This is a genomic window from Meridianimarinicoccus roseus (genome assembly GCF_003172915.1).
Classification (GTDB): Bacteria; Pseudomonadota; Alphaproteobacteria; order Rhodobacterales; family Rhodobacteraceae; genus Meridianimarinicoccus; species Meridianimarinicoccus roseus.
Window position 1 is genome coordinate 1 of sequence record NZ_QGKU01000047.1, and the last position, 18,632, is coordinate 18,632.

The following is an 18,632-nucleotide window of genomic DNA, read 5'->3' on the forward strand; positions in this document are numbered from 1 at the left end:
GCCTGATGGAGCCGACGCGCTTCGTGTGCATCCGGCGTGTCATGGTGCCGGTGGGGCACAAGTCGTTCACGCTCGGCGGGCGCGCGACCCCGGTGCTCGGCCATCTGACGGGCGCGGCGTTCGAGGACATGCAGAAGCTGCGCGCGCGGTTCCAGGCCGAGCGCGACATGGCGGCCGAGTTCCGCGCCGCCAAGAAGCTGGCGACACGCCCGAACCGCGAGTTTCCCGGCGGCCGCCGCGATGTTCTCACGCCCGCGCTGGTGGCGGGAGGGCACGGCTGATGCGCCCCGCCGACTTCCCCGCCGATCCCGATCGCCTGACCGCGCTGGTCGAAGACGCCCTGCGCCGCGCACGATGCGCGGCCGAGGTCATGCACGACACCGTGCTCCCTGCCCTCGCGCCAGGCGATCGGACGGGGCCGACGCGCCTGCTGCGCGCGCTGCGCGGGAACAGCCTGTTCCAGGGCGAGGGCGAGCGCGCGGCGCTGCAGGGCGATCTCGACGCGATGGCCGTTGCCGCGGCGCCGGTGATGCCGACGCTGGCGGCGCTGGAAGAGATCTACCGTGCGCAGGTGGAGCGTCTTGAGGATCTGTTGACGGGCAGCGATCAGATGGTTGCGGCGAATGCGCTGCTTCGCGAGCTTCTGGGCGCCGTTCATGTGTGGGGGGATGCGGCGGCGCGCGACGGGATGCGGATCGAGATCCGGGGTGCGGCGTCGCACGTGTTCCAAGGTGATGAGAAGACACGACAAAGCGCCCCTTGGGGCGCTTTGCTGTCTGATAGTCAGATTTCGCTGGTTGCGGGAGTAGGATTTGAACCTACGACCTTCAGGTTATGAGCCTGACGAGCTACCGGGCTGCTCCATCCCGCGCTGGTTGTTTGTTTTCATCGTTTTGAGAGGTTGGCGGCTTTCTAGGTTTGGCGATGACCTACTCTCCCACGTCTTGAGACGCAGTACCATTGGCGCGACAGTGCTTAACTGCCGAGTTCGGGATGGGATCGGGTGTTTCACTTGCGCTATGATCACCAAACCGAGGAAGCCGCCTTCATCAGATATTGTTCCAAGTCGGGTACACGTTTTGTGTACGGCTTTTGATTTTGCGGAAGCGCCTGGCTTCTACTGGATCAAATCAAGCCTATCGGACCATTAGTACCGGTCAACTGAACGCATTGCTGCGCTTACATCTCCGGCCTATCGACGTGGTGGTCTACCACGGTCCTCAGGGATACCTTGTTTTGAGGGGGGCTTCCCGCTTAGATGCCTTCAGCGGTTATCCTTTCCGATCATAGCTACCCTGCACTGCGGCTGGCGCCACAACAGGTCCACCAGTGGATCGTTCACCCCGGTCCTCTCGTACTAGGGGCAACTCCTCTCAAGTATCCTACACCCACGGCAGATAGGGACCGAACTGTCTCACGACGTTCTAAACCCAGCTCACGTACCTCTTTAAACGGCGAACAGCCGTACCCTTGGGACCTGCTCCAGCCCCAGGATGAGATGAGCCGACATCGAGGTGCCAAACGGTGCCGTCGATATGGACTCTTGGGCACCATCAGCCTGTTATCCCCGGCGTACCTTTTATCCGTTGAGCGATGGCCCTTCCACTCGGGACCACCGGATCACTATGGCCGTCTTTCGACTCTGCTCGACTTGTCAGTCTCGCAGTCAGGCTGGCTTCTGCCATTGCACTCAACGAGCGATTTCCGACCGCTCTGAGCCAACCTTCGCGCGCCTCCGTTACGCTTTAGGAGGCGACCGCCCCAGTCAAACTACCCGCCACACAGGGTCCCGGATCCGGATAACGGACCGCGGTTAGACATCAAGCGAAGCAAGGGTGGTATCTCAAGGGAGGCTCCACCGCGACTGGCGTCACGGCTTCGAAGCCTACCACCTATCCTGCACATGCTTGGCCTGATGCCAGTGTGAAGCTGTAGTAAAGGTGCACGGGGTCTTTCCGTCTAACCGCGGGAAGCCTGCATCTTGACAGGCAATTCAATTTCGCTGAGTCCACATTTGAGACAGCGGGGAAGTCGTTACGCCATTCGTGCAGGTCGGAACTTACCCGACAAGGAATTTCGCTACCTTAGGACCGTTATAGTTACGGCCGCCGTTTACCGGGGCTTCAATTCGGAGCTCTCACCCCTCCTTTTAACCTTCCGGCACCGGGCAGGCGTCAGACCCTATACGTCGTCTTGCGACTTCGCAGAGCCCTGTGTTTTTAGTAAACAGTCGCCACCCCCTGGTTTGTGCCCCCGGCCCATAGTTGCCTACGAACCGGGCCTCCTTCTCGCGAACTTACGGAGGTATTTTGCCGAGTTCCTTAAATGTGGTTCTCTCAAGCGCCTTGGTATTCTCTACCAGTCCACCTGTGTCGGTTTCGGGTACGGTCTGATGGAGGGCTATTTCCAGGAACCGGTTGGCGGCCGGGTCAATCCGATAAGACCCGACAACGTTTCCGATCCGTCACATCCTCCTGGCCCAGGAATATTAACCTGGTTCCCATCGTCTACGCATGTCTGCCTCGACTTAGGGGCCGGCTTACCCTGCTCAGATTAGCTTTAAGCAGGAACCCTTGGACTTTCGGCGACAGGGTCTCTCACCCTGTTTGTCGCTACTCATGTCATCATTCTCACTGGTGATCACTCCACCGGATGGCTTACGCCCCGGCTTCACAGTAGAGTCCTTGTCTGCGCTACCGCTTCGCTGCTTGGGCGCTTTCGCGCTTCCACATCGGGCGGCATAACAGACACGGACTATGTCACACCACGCTCCGCTACCATGCCTTGCGGCATCCTCAGCTTCGGCTCACGGCTTGAGCCCCGTTACATCTTCGCCGCAGGACAACTTATTTAGACCAGTGAGCTGTTACGCTATCTTTAAAGGATGGCTGCTTCTAAGCCAACCTCCTGGTTGTTTTGGTCGTCCCACCTGCTTTCCCACTTAGCCGTGAATTGGGGGCCTTAGCTGGAGGTCAGGGTTGTTTCCCTCTCCACTACGGGCGTTAGCACCCGCAGTGTGTCTGCCATCTAGTACTCCCGGGTATTCGGAGTTTGGTTAGGATCAGTAAGCCTGTGGGGCCCCATTACCCATCCAGTGCTCTACCCCCCGGGGTATTCGGATGACGCTCTACCTAAATAGATTTCGCGGAGAACCAGCTATCTCCGAGTTTGATTGGCCTTTCACCCCTAGGCACAACTCATCCCGACCTTTTTCAACAGGTGTGGGTTCGGACCTCCAGTACGTGTTACCGTACCTTCATCCTGGTCATGCCTAGATCACTCGGTTTCGGGTCTGATCCATCCAACTCGACGCCCTATTAAGACTCGCTTTCGCTGCGCCTACACCTAACGGCTTAAGCTTGCTGGATAGACCAAGTCGATGACCCATTATACAAAAGGTACGCCGTCACCCCGCAAGGAGGCTCCGACTGATTGTAGGCGTTCGGTTTCAGGTACTGTTTCACTCCCCTCGTCGGGGTGCTTTTCACCTTTCCCTCACGGTACTGGTTCGCTATCGGTCAGTAAGGAGTACTTAGCCTTCGAGGGTGGTCCCCCGATCTTCAGACAGGATTTCACGTGTCCCGCCCTACTTAATACGTCCATTGCTGCTTCGCATACGGGGCTGTCACCCATATCGCCCGACTTTCCAGACGGTTCTGCTCACAACTCTGGCTCGGCTGGTCCCCGTTCGCTCGCCGCTACTAGGGGAGTATCAATTGATGTCCTTTCCTCCGGGTACTTAGATGTTTCAGTTCCCCGGGTTTGCTCTAAAAACCCTATGTATTCAGGTTATTAGTACCTGTTTCACCCCATTATTGACGACCTCGCCACGACACCCCCAACCGACCAAAGGCCGGACCGGAGAGACCGCCGCGAAGCGACAATAATAAAGTGTCAGGTGGGTTGCCCCATTCGGAAATCTCCGGATCAAAGCCTATTACCGGCTCCCCGAAGCTTATCGCAGGTTATCACGTCCTTCATCGCCTCTTACTGCCAAGGCATCCACCAAACGCCCTTCTCGCGCTTGATTTGATCCAGAAGAAGCAAGGCCTCTTCCTGACCCCCGCCTTTTGTGTGCGATTGCTCGCTCGGGGGCTTGAGATCAAAAGTCGTACTTTCCCGGCATTCATCCTGGTTCGTGATGAATGCCATGTTGGTTAGTGTACTTGACTTGGAACAAAACTACGTCGCAACGGCCCGAAGGCCGCGCCGATCTTCCTCACGCGGAAGATCCGTAGCTCTGATGTTGTATCTCTCTAAACGATGTCAAAACCGCGGCCGGAGCCGCGTGTCCGATTGGACGGGAAAGCAAGTCGCCTTGCTTGCCGGTCAAATCGGCGCCGATGATCATGAGTATCCGAAGTTGTTTTGGTGGAGCCTAGGAGGATCGAACTCCTGACCTCCTGAATGCAAATCAGGCGCTCTCCCAGCTGAGCTAAGGCCCCGTAAGGTTGCACCCGACGCCTCTGGTGGGCGCATCCTTGATAATCATGGTGGGTCGAGGAGGACTTGAACCTCCGACCTCACGCTTATCAGGCGTGCGCTCTAACCACCTGAGCTACCGACCCAAGATCCAGACCGGTAGGTCTGCAACTTCCTGAAGAGATATGAGGACGGCCTGGCCGTATATGTCACTTCCGGCCAATTGACCGTGCCTTCGTGAGAAGGACCGTGACTGCTAAGTGTTTCACGAGTGATGCAAGCATCACTTCCAGAAACATCCTTAGAAAGGAGGTGATCCAGCCGCAGGTTCCCCTACGGCTACCTTGTTACGACTTCACCCCAGTCGCTGATCCTACCGTGGCCGCCTGCCCCCCGAAGGTTAGCGCAGCGTCGTCAGGTAGAACCAACTCCCATGGTGTGACGGGCGGTGTGTACAAGGCCCGGGAACGTATTCACCGCGTCATGCTGTTACGCGATTACTAGCGATTCCGACTTCATGCCGTCGAGTTGCAGACGACAATCCGAACTGAGACAGCTTTTTGGGATTAACCCATTGTCACTGCCATTGTAGCACGTGTGTAGCCCAACCCGTAAGGGCCATGAGGACTTGACGTCATCCACACCTTCCTCCGACTTATCATCGGCAGTTCCTTTAGAGTGCCCAGCCGAACTGCTGGCAACTAAAGGCGTGGGTTGCGCTCGTTGCCGGACTTAACCGAACATCTCACGACACGAGCTGACGACAGCCATGCAGCACCTGTCTTGGATCCAGCCGAACTGAAGGAATTCCTCTCGGAAAACCGCGATCCAGATGTCAAGGGTTGGTAAGGTTCTGCGCGTTGCTTCGAATTAAACCACATGCTCCACCGCTTGTGCGGGCCCCCGTCAATTCCTTTGAGTTTTAATCTTGCGACCGTACTCCCCAGGCGGAATGCTTAATCCGTTAGGTGTGACACCGAACAGCATGCTGCCCGACGTCTGGCATTCATCGTTTACGGTGTGGACTACCAGGGTATCTAATCCTGTTTGCTCCCCACACTTTCGCACCTCAGCGTCAGTATCGAGCCAGTGAGCCGCCTTCGCCACTGGTGTTCTTCCGAATATCTACGAATTTCACCTCTACACTCGGAGTTCCACTCACCTCTCTCGAACTCTAGACTGATAGTTTTGGAGGCAGTTCCGGGGTTGAGCCCCGGGATTTCACCCCCAACTTTCCAATCCGCCTACGTGCGCTTTACGCCCAGTAATTCCGAACAACGCTAACCCCCTCCGTATTACCGCGGCTGCTGGCACGGAGTTAGCCGGGGTTTCTTTACCAGGTACTGTCATTATCATCCCTGGCGAAAGAGCTTTACAACCCTAAGGCCTTCATCGCTCACGCGGCATGGCTCGGTCAGGCTTGCGCCCATTGCCGAAGATTCCCCACTGCTGCCTCCCGTAGGAGTCTGGGCCGTGTCTCAGTCCCAGTGTTGCTGATCATCCTCTCAAACCAGCTATGGATCGTAGGCTTGGTAGGCCATTACCCCACCAACTACCTAATCCAACGCGGGCCGATCCTTCCCCGAAATTCTTTCCCCCGAAGGGCGTATACGGTATTAAACCCAGTTTCCCGGGACTATTCCGTAGAGAAGGGCACGTTCCCACGCGTTACTAACCCGTCCGCCACTAGATCCGAAGATCTCGTTCGACTTGCATGTGTTAGGCCTGCCGCCAGCGTTCGTTCTGAGCCAGGATCAAACTCTCAAGTTGAAATGCCCGAAGGCATATCCTTGACGTTCGAACCTCTGCACATCATCCATTGTCCTACCGCCTCCGGCTACTTGAGGACGAACCCCAATCACCAGAACCCGCAGGCCAACAGACATCTTCTGTTTCTCGTGCATCAGTTTCCGAAGAAACGTGATACCGACAAACAGTGAAGCTGACACTTCATCATCGGACCGAAATCCTAGAAGCGTTGATATGAAAGAGGCTGATCCATCGAACAGACCAAACCGCCCACATATCTCTTCAGATACTCAATTGTCAAAAAGCGCGGAACCCGAAAGCTCCAGAGACAAAATCAACCGTGTGGCGCCAAACTTACCTGGCGCTACCCGATCAACGCTGCCTCAGATTTTCCCCGAAACCTTCCAGCAACCTTAGCCGCCGTCCCGTCCCGGGCCCCGTCAGAGCGTCGCCGCCCCGTCGGTGAAGGGGTGTCTAAACAGACCAACCAAGAGTCGCAAGAGCTTTTTTGAGGCAAAATACGGTTTTTGTCATTTTTCTGATATGTGTATATTTTTCAATTACTTACATCGTTCTTGAGCTGACGCAAAGGCATTCCCATAGGTCACTTTCCGCAATTTCGTCTCAGACGTGTGCGACCCGTCAGGCCTGCTGAAACGCGCTCCGCACAAGCCGCAACCGAAGGGCCAGAAGGCCCAGGATCGCCGCCAGATAGGCCAGTGGTTCCCACTGCCAGCCTTTCACCAGCATAACGAAATGGACTGCGCCCAACGGCACTGCGACATAGGTGAGCCGGTGCAGCCGCCGCCACCTCGGCCCAAGCGCCCGCACCGATCGGTCATTCGAAGTGAGCGCCAATGGCACGAGGCAGGCGAACCCGGCCATTCCGATGGTCACGTAGGGGCGTTTCACAAGATCCTGCCAAATCAGCGAGAGCGACCGCAGATCGAGAAGAAGCCAGACCAACAGATGCGCCGTCACATAGGCAAAGGCGAGCAGCCCGACCGCGCGGCGAAACCGCATCAGATTCACTCGAGCGATCCGGCACAGCGGCGTGATGGCGAGACCCGCCACCAGAAGCTGCAGTGCGATCAGCCCGTAGCGATGTTCAAGCGCCTTAATCGGTTCGGGACCAAGCCCGCCCGTCAGCCCAAGCCAGAACAGCCAGCCCATCGGCGCCAGTCCCAGCACATAGATCACCCAGACCGGGACGCGTCGCGCCCTACGGGTCACTTCCGCCGCGAGATCCATCAATAGAACCGCTTCAGGTCCATGCCTTCATAGAGGCCGGCCACCTCGTCCTCGTAGCCGTTGAACATCAGCGTATCCTGCCGGGCCGCAAACAGCCCGCCGCCGACCCGCCGTTCAGTGGCTTGGCTCCAACGCGGATGGTCCACTGCCGGGTTCACGTTGCTGTAAAAGCCGTATTCGTTCGGCGCGATCATGTTCCAGCTCGTTTCGGGCTGTTCGGCCACAAGCGAGATCCGCACGATCGACTTTATCGACTTGAACCCGTATTTCCACGGCACCACCAGCCGGATGGGGGCGCCGTTCTGGTTCGGCATGGGCTTTCCGTAAAGTCCCGTCGCCAGGATCGTCAGCGGATGCATCGCCTCGTCCAGCCGCAGCCCCTCGCGGTAGGGCCAGTCGATGATGCGTGAGCGGGTGCCGCGCATTTCGTCGGGCCGGTAGAGCGTCTCGAATGCAACGTACTTCGCACCGGGCTGCACGCCGACCCGGTCCAGCAGTCCGCGCAACTCGAACCCGTTCCAAGGTATCACCATCGACCAGGCCTCGACGCAGCGGAACCGGTAGATCCGTTCCTCGATGGTCATCCCATCGGTCAGCGCGGCAAGATCGTAACTGCCGGGCTTGTCCACCATACCGTCGATGGTCACAGACCACGGCGCAGTGGTCATCTCGTGAGCGTAGCGCGCCGGGTCTTCCTTGCCGGTGCCGAATTCATAGAAGTTGTTGTAGCTGGTGATGTCCTCGAAGCTGTTCGGCTCCAACCCCTCGGTCGCCCGGCCGCGCCCGGCAATCGCGCCCAGCGACACTGCCCCAGCCCCGGCAAGAATCTGGCGGCGGTTAAGGAAATGCGTTTCAGGCGTTACGTCGGCCCAAGTCAGGTTTCGCGTCTTTTTGGCCATGATGCCCTCCATCCGTTGAACGATACCCTAGTCACGCAGCGGAAAGAGGCAAAGCACACCGCATCACGGCATTGTCACCAGGGCGCCGCAGCCGGTGCGCGCACGTCGTCAGTGCACCCGGGCCTCGGGTTCGGGGAACAGCGCGTTCATCCGGATCGACCGGCCGTTGGGCTGCACCACCCGCACATGGGCACGGGTCAGCTTGCGCGGGTCGTCCACCCCGACCGAATGGGCGATCGTCTCCACATCCTTGATGACGCTGGTCGCGTAGTTCGCCACGCGCTGGAACTTGTCCTCGACCACAAGCCCCTGCTGCAGGCGCGGATCATGGGTCGTGATCCCTGTGGGGCAGGTATTCCGGTTGCATTTCAGTGCCTGGATGCACCCCAGCGCGAACATGAAACCCCGCGCTGAAGCGACGAAATCCGCTCCGCTCGCAAGCGCCCAGGCCACGTCCCCGGGATTGACCAGCTTCGCACTGGCGATCACGCGGATGCGGTTGCGCAGTCCGTATTCGTGCAGCATGTCCACCGTGCGGGGCAGCGCGTCGCGGATCGGCATCCCGACCAGGTCCATCAGCGGCATTGGCGAAGCGCCAGTACCGCCCTCGCCCCCATCGATGGTGATGAAATCCGGCGCGCTGTCGGCTCCGCGTGCATTGATCGTCTCGAACATCTCTCGCAGCCCGTCCACCGAACCGATGCACATCTTCACGCCCACCGGCTTGCCCGACACCTCGCGGACATGGCCGATGAAATCCAGCAGCTCCGACCAGTTGTGAACTTCCTCGTGGCGGTTGGGCGAGTGGCTGGTCTGACCCACTGCGATGCCGCGCACGCGGGCAATCTCGGGCGTGACCTTCTCGCCCGGCAGGATGCCGCCCTTGCCGGGCTTGGCGCCCTGGCTCAGCTTGATTTCGAACATGCGAACCTGCTCATAGGCCGCAACGGCCCGCAGCTTGTCGTCGTCCAACCGGCCCTCCGGCGTGCGCACGCCGTATTTCGCCGTGCCGATCTGGTAGACAAGATCGCAACCCGCCTGCAGGTGATAGTCCGAAACCCCGCCCTCGCCGGTATTCATCCACACGCCGGCCTGCTTCGCGCCGCGCGCCAGCGCCATCACAGCCGGAGCCGAGATCGCGCCATAGCTCATACCCGAGATATTGAAGAACGACCGCGCCACGAACGGGATCTTGGCTTCCGGCCCGATCATCAAAGGCGCGGCCGGGGCGGCTTCCTCGTCCAGCGGCGGGAAGGCCGAATTCACGAAGATCGGCGTGCCGACGATGTCGATGTTACGGGTGGACCCGAAGGCGATGGTATTGCTGTCGCCCTTCGCCGCGTGTTCCACCCAGCCGCGCTGCGCCCTGTTGAACGGCATCTCCTCGCGGTCCATCGCGAAGAAATACTGGCGGAAGAACTCGCCCAGGTTGGTGAACAGGTAGCGGAAGCGCCCCAGAACGGGGTAGTTGCGCCGGATCGCGTCCCGCGTCTGCAGGCTGTCCACGATGAAGAGGATGACAATGGCCGCAAGCCCGATGGCGACCGCCAGCACAAGGGCAAGCCCAAGCAGATTGAGCCCGCGTTCCACAAATCCCATTGCCCGCTCCTTGCGTCCGCTTCGGGGCGATAGCGCCACAGAAGCCCGCCGGGAGCAAATGACATTTTCAGCACGGCGCCTGAGCCGGGCCCCGCGCGCACCGGTGGTGGGATCAGTCCGCCGGCACCCGGATCGCGCCCACCGCCTGCATGACCAGCGGATCCAGCCCGGTCCCGCCCGCCTCCGCGTGCTGAATCAGTTGCGCGCGCATCCGCGGCTCCCAGTAATCGTTGATATGGGCGGCGACGGCGTCCGCCTGCCCGTTGCCCGGCTGGGTCTTGAAGAAAGTGGCGATCTGGTTCGCCATCATGGTCATCTTTTCAGGCGACATCGCTTGCTCCCGTGGTAATGCGCTCCGGATGGGCATAAAGATCGAAGCCCCCCGCCCGTGCGAAAGCGGCAAGGGTGATACCTGCGTCCTCGGCGATCCGCAACGCGCGGGCCGTGGGTGCCGAGACGGCGATCAGCACAGGGCAGCCGGCCATCGCGGTCTTCTGCACCATCTCCACCGACACCCGCGAAGTCAGCACGAATGCGCCGCAGCGCGGATCGGTCCCGGCGCGCGCCATCGCGCCGATCAGCTTGTCCAGAGCGTTATGACGCCCAACGTCCTCACGCGCCAGCACGACCCCGGCGCCGGGGCGCAGAAAGCCCGCGGCATGGACCGCGCGGGTCTGATCGTGCAGCGGCTGCAGGGCACGCAGGGCATCCGTGGCGCGAGCCACCTCGCCCGCCGCGATCCGCAGGGCCGACGCGCCAACAAGTGGAACGGGCCGCAGCGCCTGTTCAAGGCTGTCGATGCCGCAAAGCCCGCAGCCCACCGGCCCCAGCATCGCCCGGCGTCGCGCCTTCAACGCTGCCGACCGGTCCCCGGTCAGCCAGAACCGCGCTTCGATCCCGGCAGCATGTTCGACGATCTCGAAATCGGCCACCTCGGACCGCGATGAGATCAGACCTTCGGTCAACGCGAAGCCGAGCGCGAAATCCTCGAGGTCGCCAGGCGTGGTCATCATCACCGCTACCGTGCTGCCGTCCATCACGATGGCGACGGGAGTTTCCTCGGGCAGGGCACGGGCGACCTCGTGCCGCCCGTCACCCTGCACCGCAAGGCCCGGCATGCTGCGCAGCGGACGGACCATCCCGCTCACTCCGCCGCCGGCAGGATTCGGCGTGCCTGCGCAGCCTGCGCAGCGTAGTCCTCCTGCCAGTCGGTGGGACCGTTCGACAGGCTGACCTGCACCGCCGTCACCTTGTATTCGGGGCAGTTCGTCGCCCAGTCGGAATAATCCGTGGTGATGACGTTGGCCTGCGTGTCCGGGTGGTGGAAGGTGGTGTAGACCACACCGGGGCTTACCTTGTCGGTCAGATGCGCGCGCAGCGCCGTCTCGCCCGACCGGCTGGCCAGCTTTACCCAGCCGCCCTCGGTAATGCCGCGCACTTCGGCGTCGTGGGGATGAATCTCAAGCAGATCGGCCTCGTGCCAGACCGTGTTCTCGGTCCGCCGGGTCTGCGCGCCCACGTTGTACTGCGACAGGATGCGGCCAGTGGTCAGCAAAAGCGGGAAGCGCGCGCCGGTCCGTTCTTCGGTCGCAACGTATTCCGTCCGGATGAACCGGCCCTTGCCGCGCATGAACCCGTCCACATGCATCAGCGGCGTGCCCACCGGGTGCGCTTCGTTGCAGGGCCACTGAACCGACCCTTCCGCATCCAGCAGATCGTAGGTCACACCGGCAAAGCTCGGCGTGGTGGCCGCGATCTCATCCATGATCTGCGAGGGGTGGGTATAGGCCCAGTCCGCGCCCATCGCCTGCGCGAGAAGCTGCGTCACCTCCCAGTCGGCATAGCCGTTCCGCGGCGCCATCACCTTGCGCACGCGGTTGATACGCCGCTCCGCGTTGGTGAAGGTCCCGTCCTTTTCAAGGAAACTGGAGCCCGGCAGAAAGACATGCGCGTAATTCGCCGTCTCGTTCAGGAAAAGGTCATGGACGATCACGCATTCCATCGCCGCAAGGCCGGAGGCGACGTGCTTGGTGTCCGGGTCGGATTGCAGGATGTCCTCGCCCTGGCAGTAGAGCCCCTTGAAAGTGCCCTCCACCGCAGCGTCGAGCATGTTGGGAATACGCAGGCCCGGCTCGGGATCGATGTTCACGCCCCAGGCCCGCTCGAAGATCTCGCGCACGTCGGCGTTCTTCACATGGCGGTAGCCCGGCAATTCGTGCGGGAAACTGCCCATGTCGCACGAACCCTGCACGTTGTTCTGCCCGCGCAGCGGGTTCACGCCCACGCCGGGGCGACCGACATTTCCGGTCAGCATCGCAAGGTTGGCAATGCCGATCACCGTGGTCGATCCCTGACTGTGCTCGGTCACGCCCAGCCCGTAGTAGATCGCGCCGTTTCCGCCGGTCGCGAAAAGCCGCGCCGCCGCGCGCAGGTCGTCAGCGGGAACGCCGGTCAGCATCTCGGTCGCTTCCGGGCTGTGGCGCGCCTCGCTCACGAACTCCGCGTAGTCGCTGAACTCGTCCCAGTCGCACCGTTCGCGGATATAGGCCTCGTCCATCAGCCCTTCGGTGACGATCACATGCGCCAGAGCGGTGACGACCGCCACGTTCGTGCCGGGCCGCAGCGCCAGATGATGCGCGGCCTCGATATGGGCGGACTTCACCAGATCGATCCGGCGCGGGTCGATCACGATCAGCTTCGCACCCGCGCGCAGGCGTTTCTTCAGCCGCGAGGCGAAAACGGGGTGCCCGTCGGTCGGGTTCGCCCCGATCACGATCACCACGTCCGTTTGTTCCACGCTGTCGAAGTCCTGCGTGCCGGCCGAGGTGCCAAAGGTCTGGCCCAACCCGTAACCGGTGGGCGAATGGCACACCCGCGCGCAGGTATCGGTGTTGTTGTTCATGAAGACGCCGCGCGCCAGCTTCTGCACGAGGTAGGTTTCTTCGTTCGTGCAGCGGCTGGAGGTGATGACCCCGATCGACCGGCGACCGTGCTTTTCCTGAAGACCGCGCATCCGGTCGGCGGCGAAGCGCAGCGCCTCGTCCCAGCTCACCTCCTGCCATGGATCGGTGATCGCCTCGCGGATCATCGGCTTCAGGATGCGGTCCTTGTGCGCGGCATAGCCATACGCGAAGCGCCCCTTCACACAGCTATGACCCCGGTTCGCCTTGCCATGCTTCCACGGAACCATGCGCACCAACTGATCGCCGTTGAGTTCAGCCTTGAACGAGCAGCCCACGCCGCAATAGGCGCAGGTGGTGATGACGGACCGTTCAGGCGTGCCCATCTCGATCACTGATTTCTCCTGCAGTGTCGCGGTCGGGCAGGCCGCCACGCAGGCGCCACAGCTCACGCAGTCCGAGGTCAGGAAACTGTCGGCGGGTCCGCCGGCCTTCACCCGGCTGTCGAAACCGCGCCCCTCGATGGTCAGCGCGAAAGTGCCCTGCACCTCTTCGCAGGCGCGCACGCAGCGCGAGCACACGATGCACTTGGCCGGGTCATAGGTGAAATACGGGTTGCTCTCGTCCTTGGGCATGTATTGCGGGTTCGGCCCGGTCGCGGTCCGCGGCTGGAAATGAGTCTCCATTCCGCCGCCGTCGGGCGCGGCATAGCGCACGTCGCGCAGCCCCACGGCCCCGGCCATGTCCTGCAATTCACAATCGCCGTTGGCCGCGCAGGTCAGGCAGTCCAGCGGGTGATCCGAGATGTAAAGCTCCATGACACCCTTGCGGATCTTCTGGACCTTGCCGCTCTGCGTGCGAACCACCATGCCTTCGGCCACCGGCGTCGTGCAGGACGCAGGCGTGCCGCGCCGCCCTTCGATCTCGACCACGCACAGGCGGCAGGACCCGAACGCCTCCAGACTGTCCGTCGCGCAGAGCTTGGGCACCTGGATTCCCGCCTCCGCCGCCGCGCGCATGACCGACGTGCCGTCGGGCACCGTCACCTCGAACCCGTCGATGGTCAGCGTGACCGGGGCACCCGTCCGCGCGGGCGTGCCCATGTCGCGGTCATCGGTCGGGATGATGAAATCCTTCATTCTGCGGCCTCCTTGGCGGTCGCGAAGTCGTCTGGGAAATGGGTCAGCGCGGACATCACCGGGAACGGCGTGAAGCCTCCCAATGCACAAAGCGAGCCGTCCTTCATCGTCTCGCAGAGGTCGGTCAGCAGCGCCGCCGCGCCGGCGTCGCCCTGCGCGATGCGGTCGATCGTCTCCACCCCGCGCACCGCGCCGATTCGGCAGGGCGTACACTTGCCGCAGCTTTCCACGGCACAGAACTCCATGGCGAAGCGCGCCATTTTCAGCATGTCGGCGCTGTCGTCGAACACCACCAGCCCGGCATGACCGATCAGCCCGCCATTCTGGTCGAACTCCTCGTAGCCCATGGGCGTGTCGAACTTCGACACCGGCATGTAGGCGCCCAGCGGGCCACCAACCTGCACCGCCTTGACCGGCCGCCCCGACGCGGTGCCGCCGCCAATGTCGTTCACCACCTCGCCAAGGCTGATGCCGAACGCGGTCTCGAAAAGCCCGCCGCGCGCCACGTTTCCGGCGATCTGCAGCGTCGCCGTGCCGCGCGACCGGCCCAGCCCGAAATCGGCGTAGTGCTGCGCCCCCTTCTCGAAGATCACCGGCACTGTCGCAAGGCTGATGACGTTGTTGACCACGGTCGGGCGGCCGAACAGCCCCTCCAGCGCAGGCAGCGGCGGCTTGGCCCGTACCACGCCGCGCTTGCCTTCCAAGCTGTTCAGAAGCGAGGTTTCCTCGCCGCAGACATAGGCGCCCGCCCCGACGCGGATCTCCATGTCGAAGGCCCGGCCGGAACCGACGACATCGGCCCCGAGCACACCGGCATCCCGCGCGATACGCACCGCCGCGTTCATGACCTCGATCGCATCCGGATATTCGGAACGCAGGTACACATAGCCCCTAGTGGCCCCGACCCCGAGCCCGGCAATCGCCATCCCCTCGATCAGGGTGAAGGGGTCGCCCTCCATGATCATGCGGTCGGCGAAGGTGCCGCTGTCGCCCTCGTCGGCGTTGCAAACGATGTACTTCTGCGGCGCCTCTGCACCCAGAACGGTCTTCCACTTGATACCGGTCGGAAAGCCCGCCCCGCCGCGCCCGCGCAGGCCCGAGGCGGTGACCTCCTCGACAATCTCGACCCCGGTCATCCCGGCAGCGCGGCGCAGGCCCGAAAGCCCGCCATGCGCTTCGTAGTCGGCCAGCGACAGCGGGTCGATCACGCCGCAGCGGGCGAAGGTCAGCCGCGTCTGCCGCTTCATCCAGTCCAGATCATCCGTCGGGCCAAGCCCGACAAGGGTGCCGTCCAGCAGGGCAGACACGTCCTCCACCGCGACGGGACCGAATGCCTCGCGCCCCTGACCTCGGTCGATCTCGACCAGCGGTTCAAGCCAGATCATGCCGCGCGTGCCGTTGCGCACGATCTGCACGTCCATCCCGCGGGCCGCCGCTTCCACAGCGATGGCCACCGCCACCTTGTCCGCACCGACCGACCGGGCCGCGCTGTCACCGGGAACATAGATCCTCATGCTCCCGCCTCCGTCAGCAGCGCATCGAGACGCGCCGCATCGAGGCGCCCCACGACCTGCCCATCCACCATCGCGGCCGGGCCGCAGGCACACAGGCCAAGGCAATAGACCGGCTCGATCGTCACGGCGCCATTGGCCGTGGTGCCGTGCCAGCCCACCCCCAACCGGTCCAGCGCCGCATCCGCCAGAGACGTGCCTCCGACCGCCTGGCAGGCTTCCGCGCGGCAGATCTTGACCACGTGGCGGCCCGCAGGCACCTCGCGGAAATCATGGTAAAACGAAATCACCCCGTGCAGTTCCGCGCGGCTGATGTTCAACGCCTCTGCGATCAGCGGGCGCGCCGCCTCGGGCACATGGCCGTAGGCCTCCTGGAGCGCATGCAGGATCGGCAGCAACGGCCCCTCGAGGTGAAGATGCGCGTCGATCAGGGCGCGAAGGTCCGCGTCGGGCGGCGCTACGGGCATGCGGGTCATGAAGCTCTCCGGGGGACTCATTGTATCCCACGGTAGACAGAGCTTCATTCGCAAATCAATATCGTTGTTCCGTCAACCAATAGGCATCAGCTATTGATTGCCAGCGTCCGACCATGCTCCATCAAGGCCTCCAGAACAGGGGTCTGCGGCTCCTGCTGCGGCGCCACCAGCCCGACCGAATGGGCCGGCACGCCGCCTTGCAGCGGGACGATGGCCAGGTCGTGCCCCGCCGCAAGGAAGGCTGCCATGTCGGTGGGCAGGATCGTCACCCAGCCGCCCTCGGCCACGTTGGACACAAGCACCACGGTCGAATTCGACTCGATCGGCGAAGGCGGCGCGATCCCGGCCTCCATGAAATTGCGGTTGATGATGCGGCGGTTCTGCATGTCCTGCGTCAACAGGCACAGCCGCACCCCGGCAAGATCGGACCAGCCCAGCCCGCCCTGCGCCGCCAGCGGATGGTCCCGGCGGCACACCAGCGTATAAGCCTCGCGGTAAAGCACGACCCGCGTCACCCGGCCGAGCGGCTCGTTGTCGAGATAGGACAGCCCGATATCGGCCTCCATCGTCTCGATCATGGTCAGTACCTCCTGCGAGGACCGCGACAGGATCGTGAAGCCCACATTGGGATGGCGGGCCGTGAATCCGGTGGCCAGCCGCGATGCCCAGGTCAGTGCGGTCGGGATCACAGCCAGCCGTACCTGCCCCGACAGGCCCAGCCGCGACGCGCGCATCTCGTCCCGCAGGCGGCGCGCATCGGCGGTGATCCGGCGCGCGGCGACCAGCGCCCGCTGCCCTTCCGGGGTCAGCCCGCCGAAGCGTGCGCCGCGCTGCACCAGTTTCACGCCCAGATACGCCTCAAGCTGCTTCAGCCCTGTGGACAGGGACGGCTGGGTAATGCCAAGGCTTTCGGCGGCGCGTCCGAAGTGCTTTTCCCGCGCCAGGGCAATCAGCATTTCCAATTTCCCGATCACGGCCTTGCCCCCTTTTCCCTCCACGCGCGGCGCCCGTTAGCGCCCCAAGCCTGAACCGGCATGCTCACACCCGTTCACAACGTTTTCAGTGGCCGCAACGGACACCGCCGGCTTAGCCGCGCCATGCGACGGATCAACCCCGCTCCGATGGGCGGCGGCGGATTTCCGCGCGGCGACAGGGCCCGATAGCACTCCTAATTGAGCTGTGGCGCAAGGACTGACCTGCGCCTGACCCAATTTGGAGGAGACGACATGCTTCGCACAACGCTCGCAGCCATCGCCACCGCAACCGTTCTGGCCGCGCCGGTCGCAGCGCAGGACATGGACATCGTCGACACCGCCGTGGCGGCGGACGACTTCAACACGCTCGTGGCCGCCGTGCAGACCGCCGGGCTGGTCGACACTCTCAAGGACGACGGTCCGTTCACCGTGTTCGCCCCGACCGACGCAGCCTTCGCTGCGTTGCCCGAAGGCACGGTGGAAAGCCTTCTCCTGCCCGAGAACCGCGAGACGCTGACCGCGATCCTTACCCTGCACGTAGTGCCCGATGCGGTGATGTCCTCGGCGCTGGCCGGGGAAACCGTCAGTGTGCTGACCGTCAACGGCGAACGGCTTACGGTCGATGGCCGGGACGGCGTGATGGTAAACGGCGCCAATGTCGTGACCGCAGACATCGAAGCAACCAACGGCGTGATCCACGTCATCGACGCGGTGCTGCTGCCGACCGAATGACCCGTGCCGCAAACAGGCACGGCAGGCCATGAAAGGCTCCCGGACCCGGCCCGTGCGGCCGGGTCCTTCATTTTTTTCGCAACCTTTTTGAAACTTCAGGGCGTCGCACCCCGTGGCTGCACCTGACCGGACGACAAACGCCCGGTGAAAGAAGCTGACAGCAGGGAGCTTTCCGCATGACGACGATCCGCAAGATGACAGCCGTGGCCGCCACCTTGGCCGCCCTGTCTGCGCTGCCCGCGCAGGCCGACGTATTCACCTACGAAGCCATTCTCGATGACATCAGCGGCCTGGGCGGTTCGGGCCGCGCCGACCTTGTGTTCGACAGCCTCGCCAACACGCTGTGGGTGCGCGTGCAGGGCGGCGGCTTCGCCCCCGACATGCTGCATGTCCAGCACATCCACGGCCGCTTCGACGACATGGGTAACCCGATCGACAGCGTATCGCCGACACTGGCGGACGATGCCGATGGCGACGGCGTTGTGGAACTGCTTGAAGGGCTGCCGCAATACGGCGGCATCCTGCTGTCGTTGTTCGACGAGGACGCGGCAGCGATGGGCGACCCGTTCGACGGTTTCCCCTCGGCAGGCAACGGCATCATCGACTTCGCCTATACCTACGATCTCGGCACATCCGGCGCCTTCGCCGACGGGATCTCTCCGGCCGACCTGTTCCCGCTGGAACTGCGCGAGATCGTGATCCACGGCGCGTTCCTTGACCCCGGAATCGGCGGGGTCGGCAACGAAATGGCCGGCAACCCGCTGTTCGACAATGGCGGCTATTCCAACTTCGTGCCGGTCGCGGCGGGCGAGATCCGTCCCAACGGCAACACGCCCTTCAACGTCACGCCGGCGCCCGTGCCGCTTCCTGCCGCCGCATGGATGCTGCTTGCGGGCATCGGCGGCCTGGGCGCTCTGCGCGCCCGCCGCGCGTCGCGGGCCTGACACCGCTCAACCCGGTTTTCGGCGCGCCGACCCTCG

The 18,632-nt window shown here is 62.7% G+C and carries 11 protein-coding genes, 3 tRNA genes, 3 rRNA genes and 1 pseudogene; 3 read left to right on the top strand and 15 right to left on the bottom strand.

Translation table 11 applies throughout. From position 1 onward, the window contains the following. Nucleotides 1-281 (top strand): annotated as a pseudogene (locus tag DKT77_RS21100) (hypothetical protein); the annotation flags it as partial. Between the two features lie 513 nt (nt 282-794). Here the strand turns inward: DKT77_RS21100 and DKT77_RS14360 are convergent. The 15 genes from DKT77_RS14360 to DKT77_RS14430 all read right to left on the bottom strand — a co-directional run bounded on the left by DKT77_RS14360 (nt 795) and on the right by DKT77_RS14430 (nt 16,920). Next, nucleotides 795-871, bottom strand: a tRNA-Met gene (locus DKT77_RS14360). Between the two features lie 45 nt (nt 872-916). Then, nucleotides 917-1,031, bottom strand: a 5S ribosomal RNA gene (gene rrf, locus DKT77_RS14365). Nucleotides 1,032-1,126: 95 nt separating this feature from the next. Then, nucleotides 1,127-4,030 (bottom strand): 23S ribosomal RNA (locus DKT77_RS14370). 339 nt (nt 4,031-4,369) lie between these two features. Next, nucleotides 4,370-4,445: transfer RNA gene (locus DKT77_RS14375), tRNA-Ala, on the bottom strand. 46 nt (nt 4,446-4,491) lie between these two features. Then, a tRNA-Ile gene (locus DKT77_RS14380) sits at nt 4,492-4,568 on the bottom strand. Between the two features lie 159 nt (nt 4,569-4,727). Beyond that, nucleotides 4,728-6,192 (bottom strand): 16S ribosomal RNA (locus DKT77_RS14385). Together the 16S, 23S and 5S rRNA genes with 3 tRNA genes alongside form the textbook arrangement of a ribosomal RNA operon. Nucleotides 6,193-6,813: 621 nt before the next feature. After that, nucleotides 6,814-7,422 (bottom strand): protein-methionine-sulfoxide reductase heme-binding subunit MsrQ, encoded by a 609-nt coding sequence (gene msrQ, locus DKT77_RS14390; RefSeq protein WP_109812372.1) that lies wholly within the window; start codon nt 7,420-7,422, stop codon nt 6,814-6,816. Next, nucleotides 7,422-8,321 carry a protein-methionine-sulfoxide reductase catalytic subunit MsrP gene (msrP, locus tag DKT77_RS14395; protein WP_109812373.1) on the bottom strand — a complete coding sequence of 300 codons (900 nt, stop codon included), beginning with the start codon at nt 8,319-8,321 and terminating at the stop codon, nt 7,422-7,424. The genes msrQ and msrP overlap by 1 nt, the downstream gene beginning before the upstream one ends. 108 nt (nt 8,322-8,429) lie before the next feature. Continuing rightward, complete coding sequence (locus DKT77_RS14400; RefSeq protein WP_109812374.1) at nt 8,430-9,920, bottom strand: FMN-binding glutamate synthase family protein; 1,491 nt, start codon at nt 9,918-9,920, stop codon at nt 8,430-8,432. A 112-nt stretch (nt 9,921-10,032) separates the two neighbouring features. After that, a complete protein-coding gene (locus tag DKT77_RS14405; RefSeq protein WP_109812375.1) occupies nt 10,033-10,251 on the bottom strand; it encodes a formate dehydrogenase subunit delta in 219 nt (72 codons plus the stop codon). Then, complete coding sequence (fdhD, locus tag DKT77_RS14410; RefSeq protein WP_109812376.1) at nt 10,241-11,059, bottom strand: formate dehydrogenase accessory sulfurtransferase FdhD; 819 nt, start codon at nt 11,057-11,059, stop codon at nt 10,241-10,243. The genes DKT77_RS14405 and fdhD overlap by 11 nt, the downstream gene beginning before the upstream one ends. A gap of 5 nt (nt 11,060-11,064) precedes the next feature. Next, nucleotides 11,065-13,959 (bottom strand): formate dehydrogenase subunit alpha, encoded by a 2,895-nt coding sequence (gene fdhF, locus DKT77_RS14415; protein WP_109812377.1) that lies wholly within the window; start codon nt 13,957-13,959, stop codon nt 11,065-11,067. Beyond that, a complete protein-coding gene (locus tag DKT77_RS14420) occupies nt 13,956-15,473 on the bottom strand; it encodes a formate dehydrogenase beta subunit (RefSeq protein ID WP_109812378.1) in 1,518 nt (505 codons plus the stop codon). Before DKT77_RS14420 ends, fdhF begins: the two co-directional genes overlap by 4 nt. Then, entirely contained in the window at nt 15,470-15,946 is a 477-nt protein-coding gene (locus tag DKT77_RS14425) for a formate dehydrogenase subunit gamma (protein WP_420798321.1), read from the bottom strand. The genes DKT77_RS14420 and DKT77_RS14425 overlap by 4 nt, the downstream gene beginning before the upstream one ends. 86 nt (nt 15,947-16,032) lie before the next feature. Beyond that, nucleotides 16,033-16,920 carry a LysR family transcriptional regulator gene (locus DKT77_RS14430; protein WP_109812503.1) on the bottom strand — a complete coding sequence of 296 codons (888 nt, stop codon included), beginning with the start codon at nt 16,918-16,920 and terminating at the stop codon, nt 16,033-16,035. 252 nt (nt 16,921-17,172) lie between these two features. Between DKT77_RS14430 and DKT77_RS14435 the strand changes: the two genes are divergently transcribed. Next, the gene (locus DKT77_RS14435) at nt 17,173-17,652 is read left to right on the top strand and encodes a fasciclin domain-containing protein (RefSeq protein ID WP_109812379.1); all 480 of its coding nucleotides are present in this window, start codon (nt 17,173-17,175) and stop codon (nt 17,650-17,652) included. A gap of 176 nt (nt 17,653-17,828) precedes the next feature. Further along, nucleotides 17,829-18,596 (top strand): VPLPA-CTERM sorting domain-containing protein, encoded by a 768-nt coding sequence (locus DKT77_RS14440; RefSeq protein WP_238547915.1) that lies wholly within the window; start codon nt 17,829-17,831, stop codon nt 18,594-18,596. The last annotated feature ends 36 nt before the right edge of the window (nt 18,597-18,632 follow it).

Excerpts from the sequence above, each read along its gene's own strand:
- DKT77_RS14435 (WP_109812379.1), top strand. The coding sequence starts at position 17,173 with ATGCTTCGCACAACGCTCGCAGCCATCGCCACCGCAACCGTTCTGGCC.
- DKT77_RS14440 (WP_238547915.1), top strand. The coding sequence starts at position 17,829 with ATGACGACGATCCGCAAGATGACAGCCGTGGCCGCCACCTTGGCCGCC.
- fdhD (WP_109812376.1), bottom strand. The coding sequence starts at position 11,059 with ATGGTCCGTCCGCTGCGCAGCATGCCGGGCCTTGCGGTGCAGGGTGAC.
- fdhF (WP_109812377.1), bottom strand. The coding sequence starts at position 13,959 with ATGAAGGATTTCATCATCCCGACCGATGACCGCGACATGGGCACGCCC.
- DKT77_RS14420 (WP_109812378.1), bottom strand. The coding sequence starts at position 15,473 with ATGAGGATCTATGTTCCCGGTGACAGCGCGGCCCGGTCGGTCGGTGCG.
- DKT77_RS14400 (WP_109812374.1), bottom strand. The coding sequence starts at position 9,920 with ATGGGATTTGTGGAACGCGGGCTCAATCTGCTTGGGCTTGCCCTTGTG.
- msrP (WP_109812373.1), bottom strand. The coding sequence starts at position 8,321 with ATGGCCAAAAAGACGCGAAACCTGACTTGGGCCGACGTAACGCCTGAA.
- msrQ (WP_109812372.1), bottom strand. The coding sequence starts at position 7,422 with ATGGATCTCGCGGCGGAAGTGACCCGTAGGGCGCGACGCGTCCCGGTC.
- DKT77_RS14425 (WP_420798321.1), bottom strand. The coding sequence starts at position 15,946 with ATGACCCGCATGCCCGTAGCGCCGCCCGACGCGGACCTTCGCGCCCTG.
- DKT77_RS14405 (WP_109812375.1), bottom strand. The coding sequence starts at position 10,251 with ATGTCGCCTGAAAAGATGACCATGATGGCGAACCAGATCGCCACTTTC.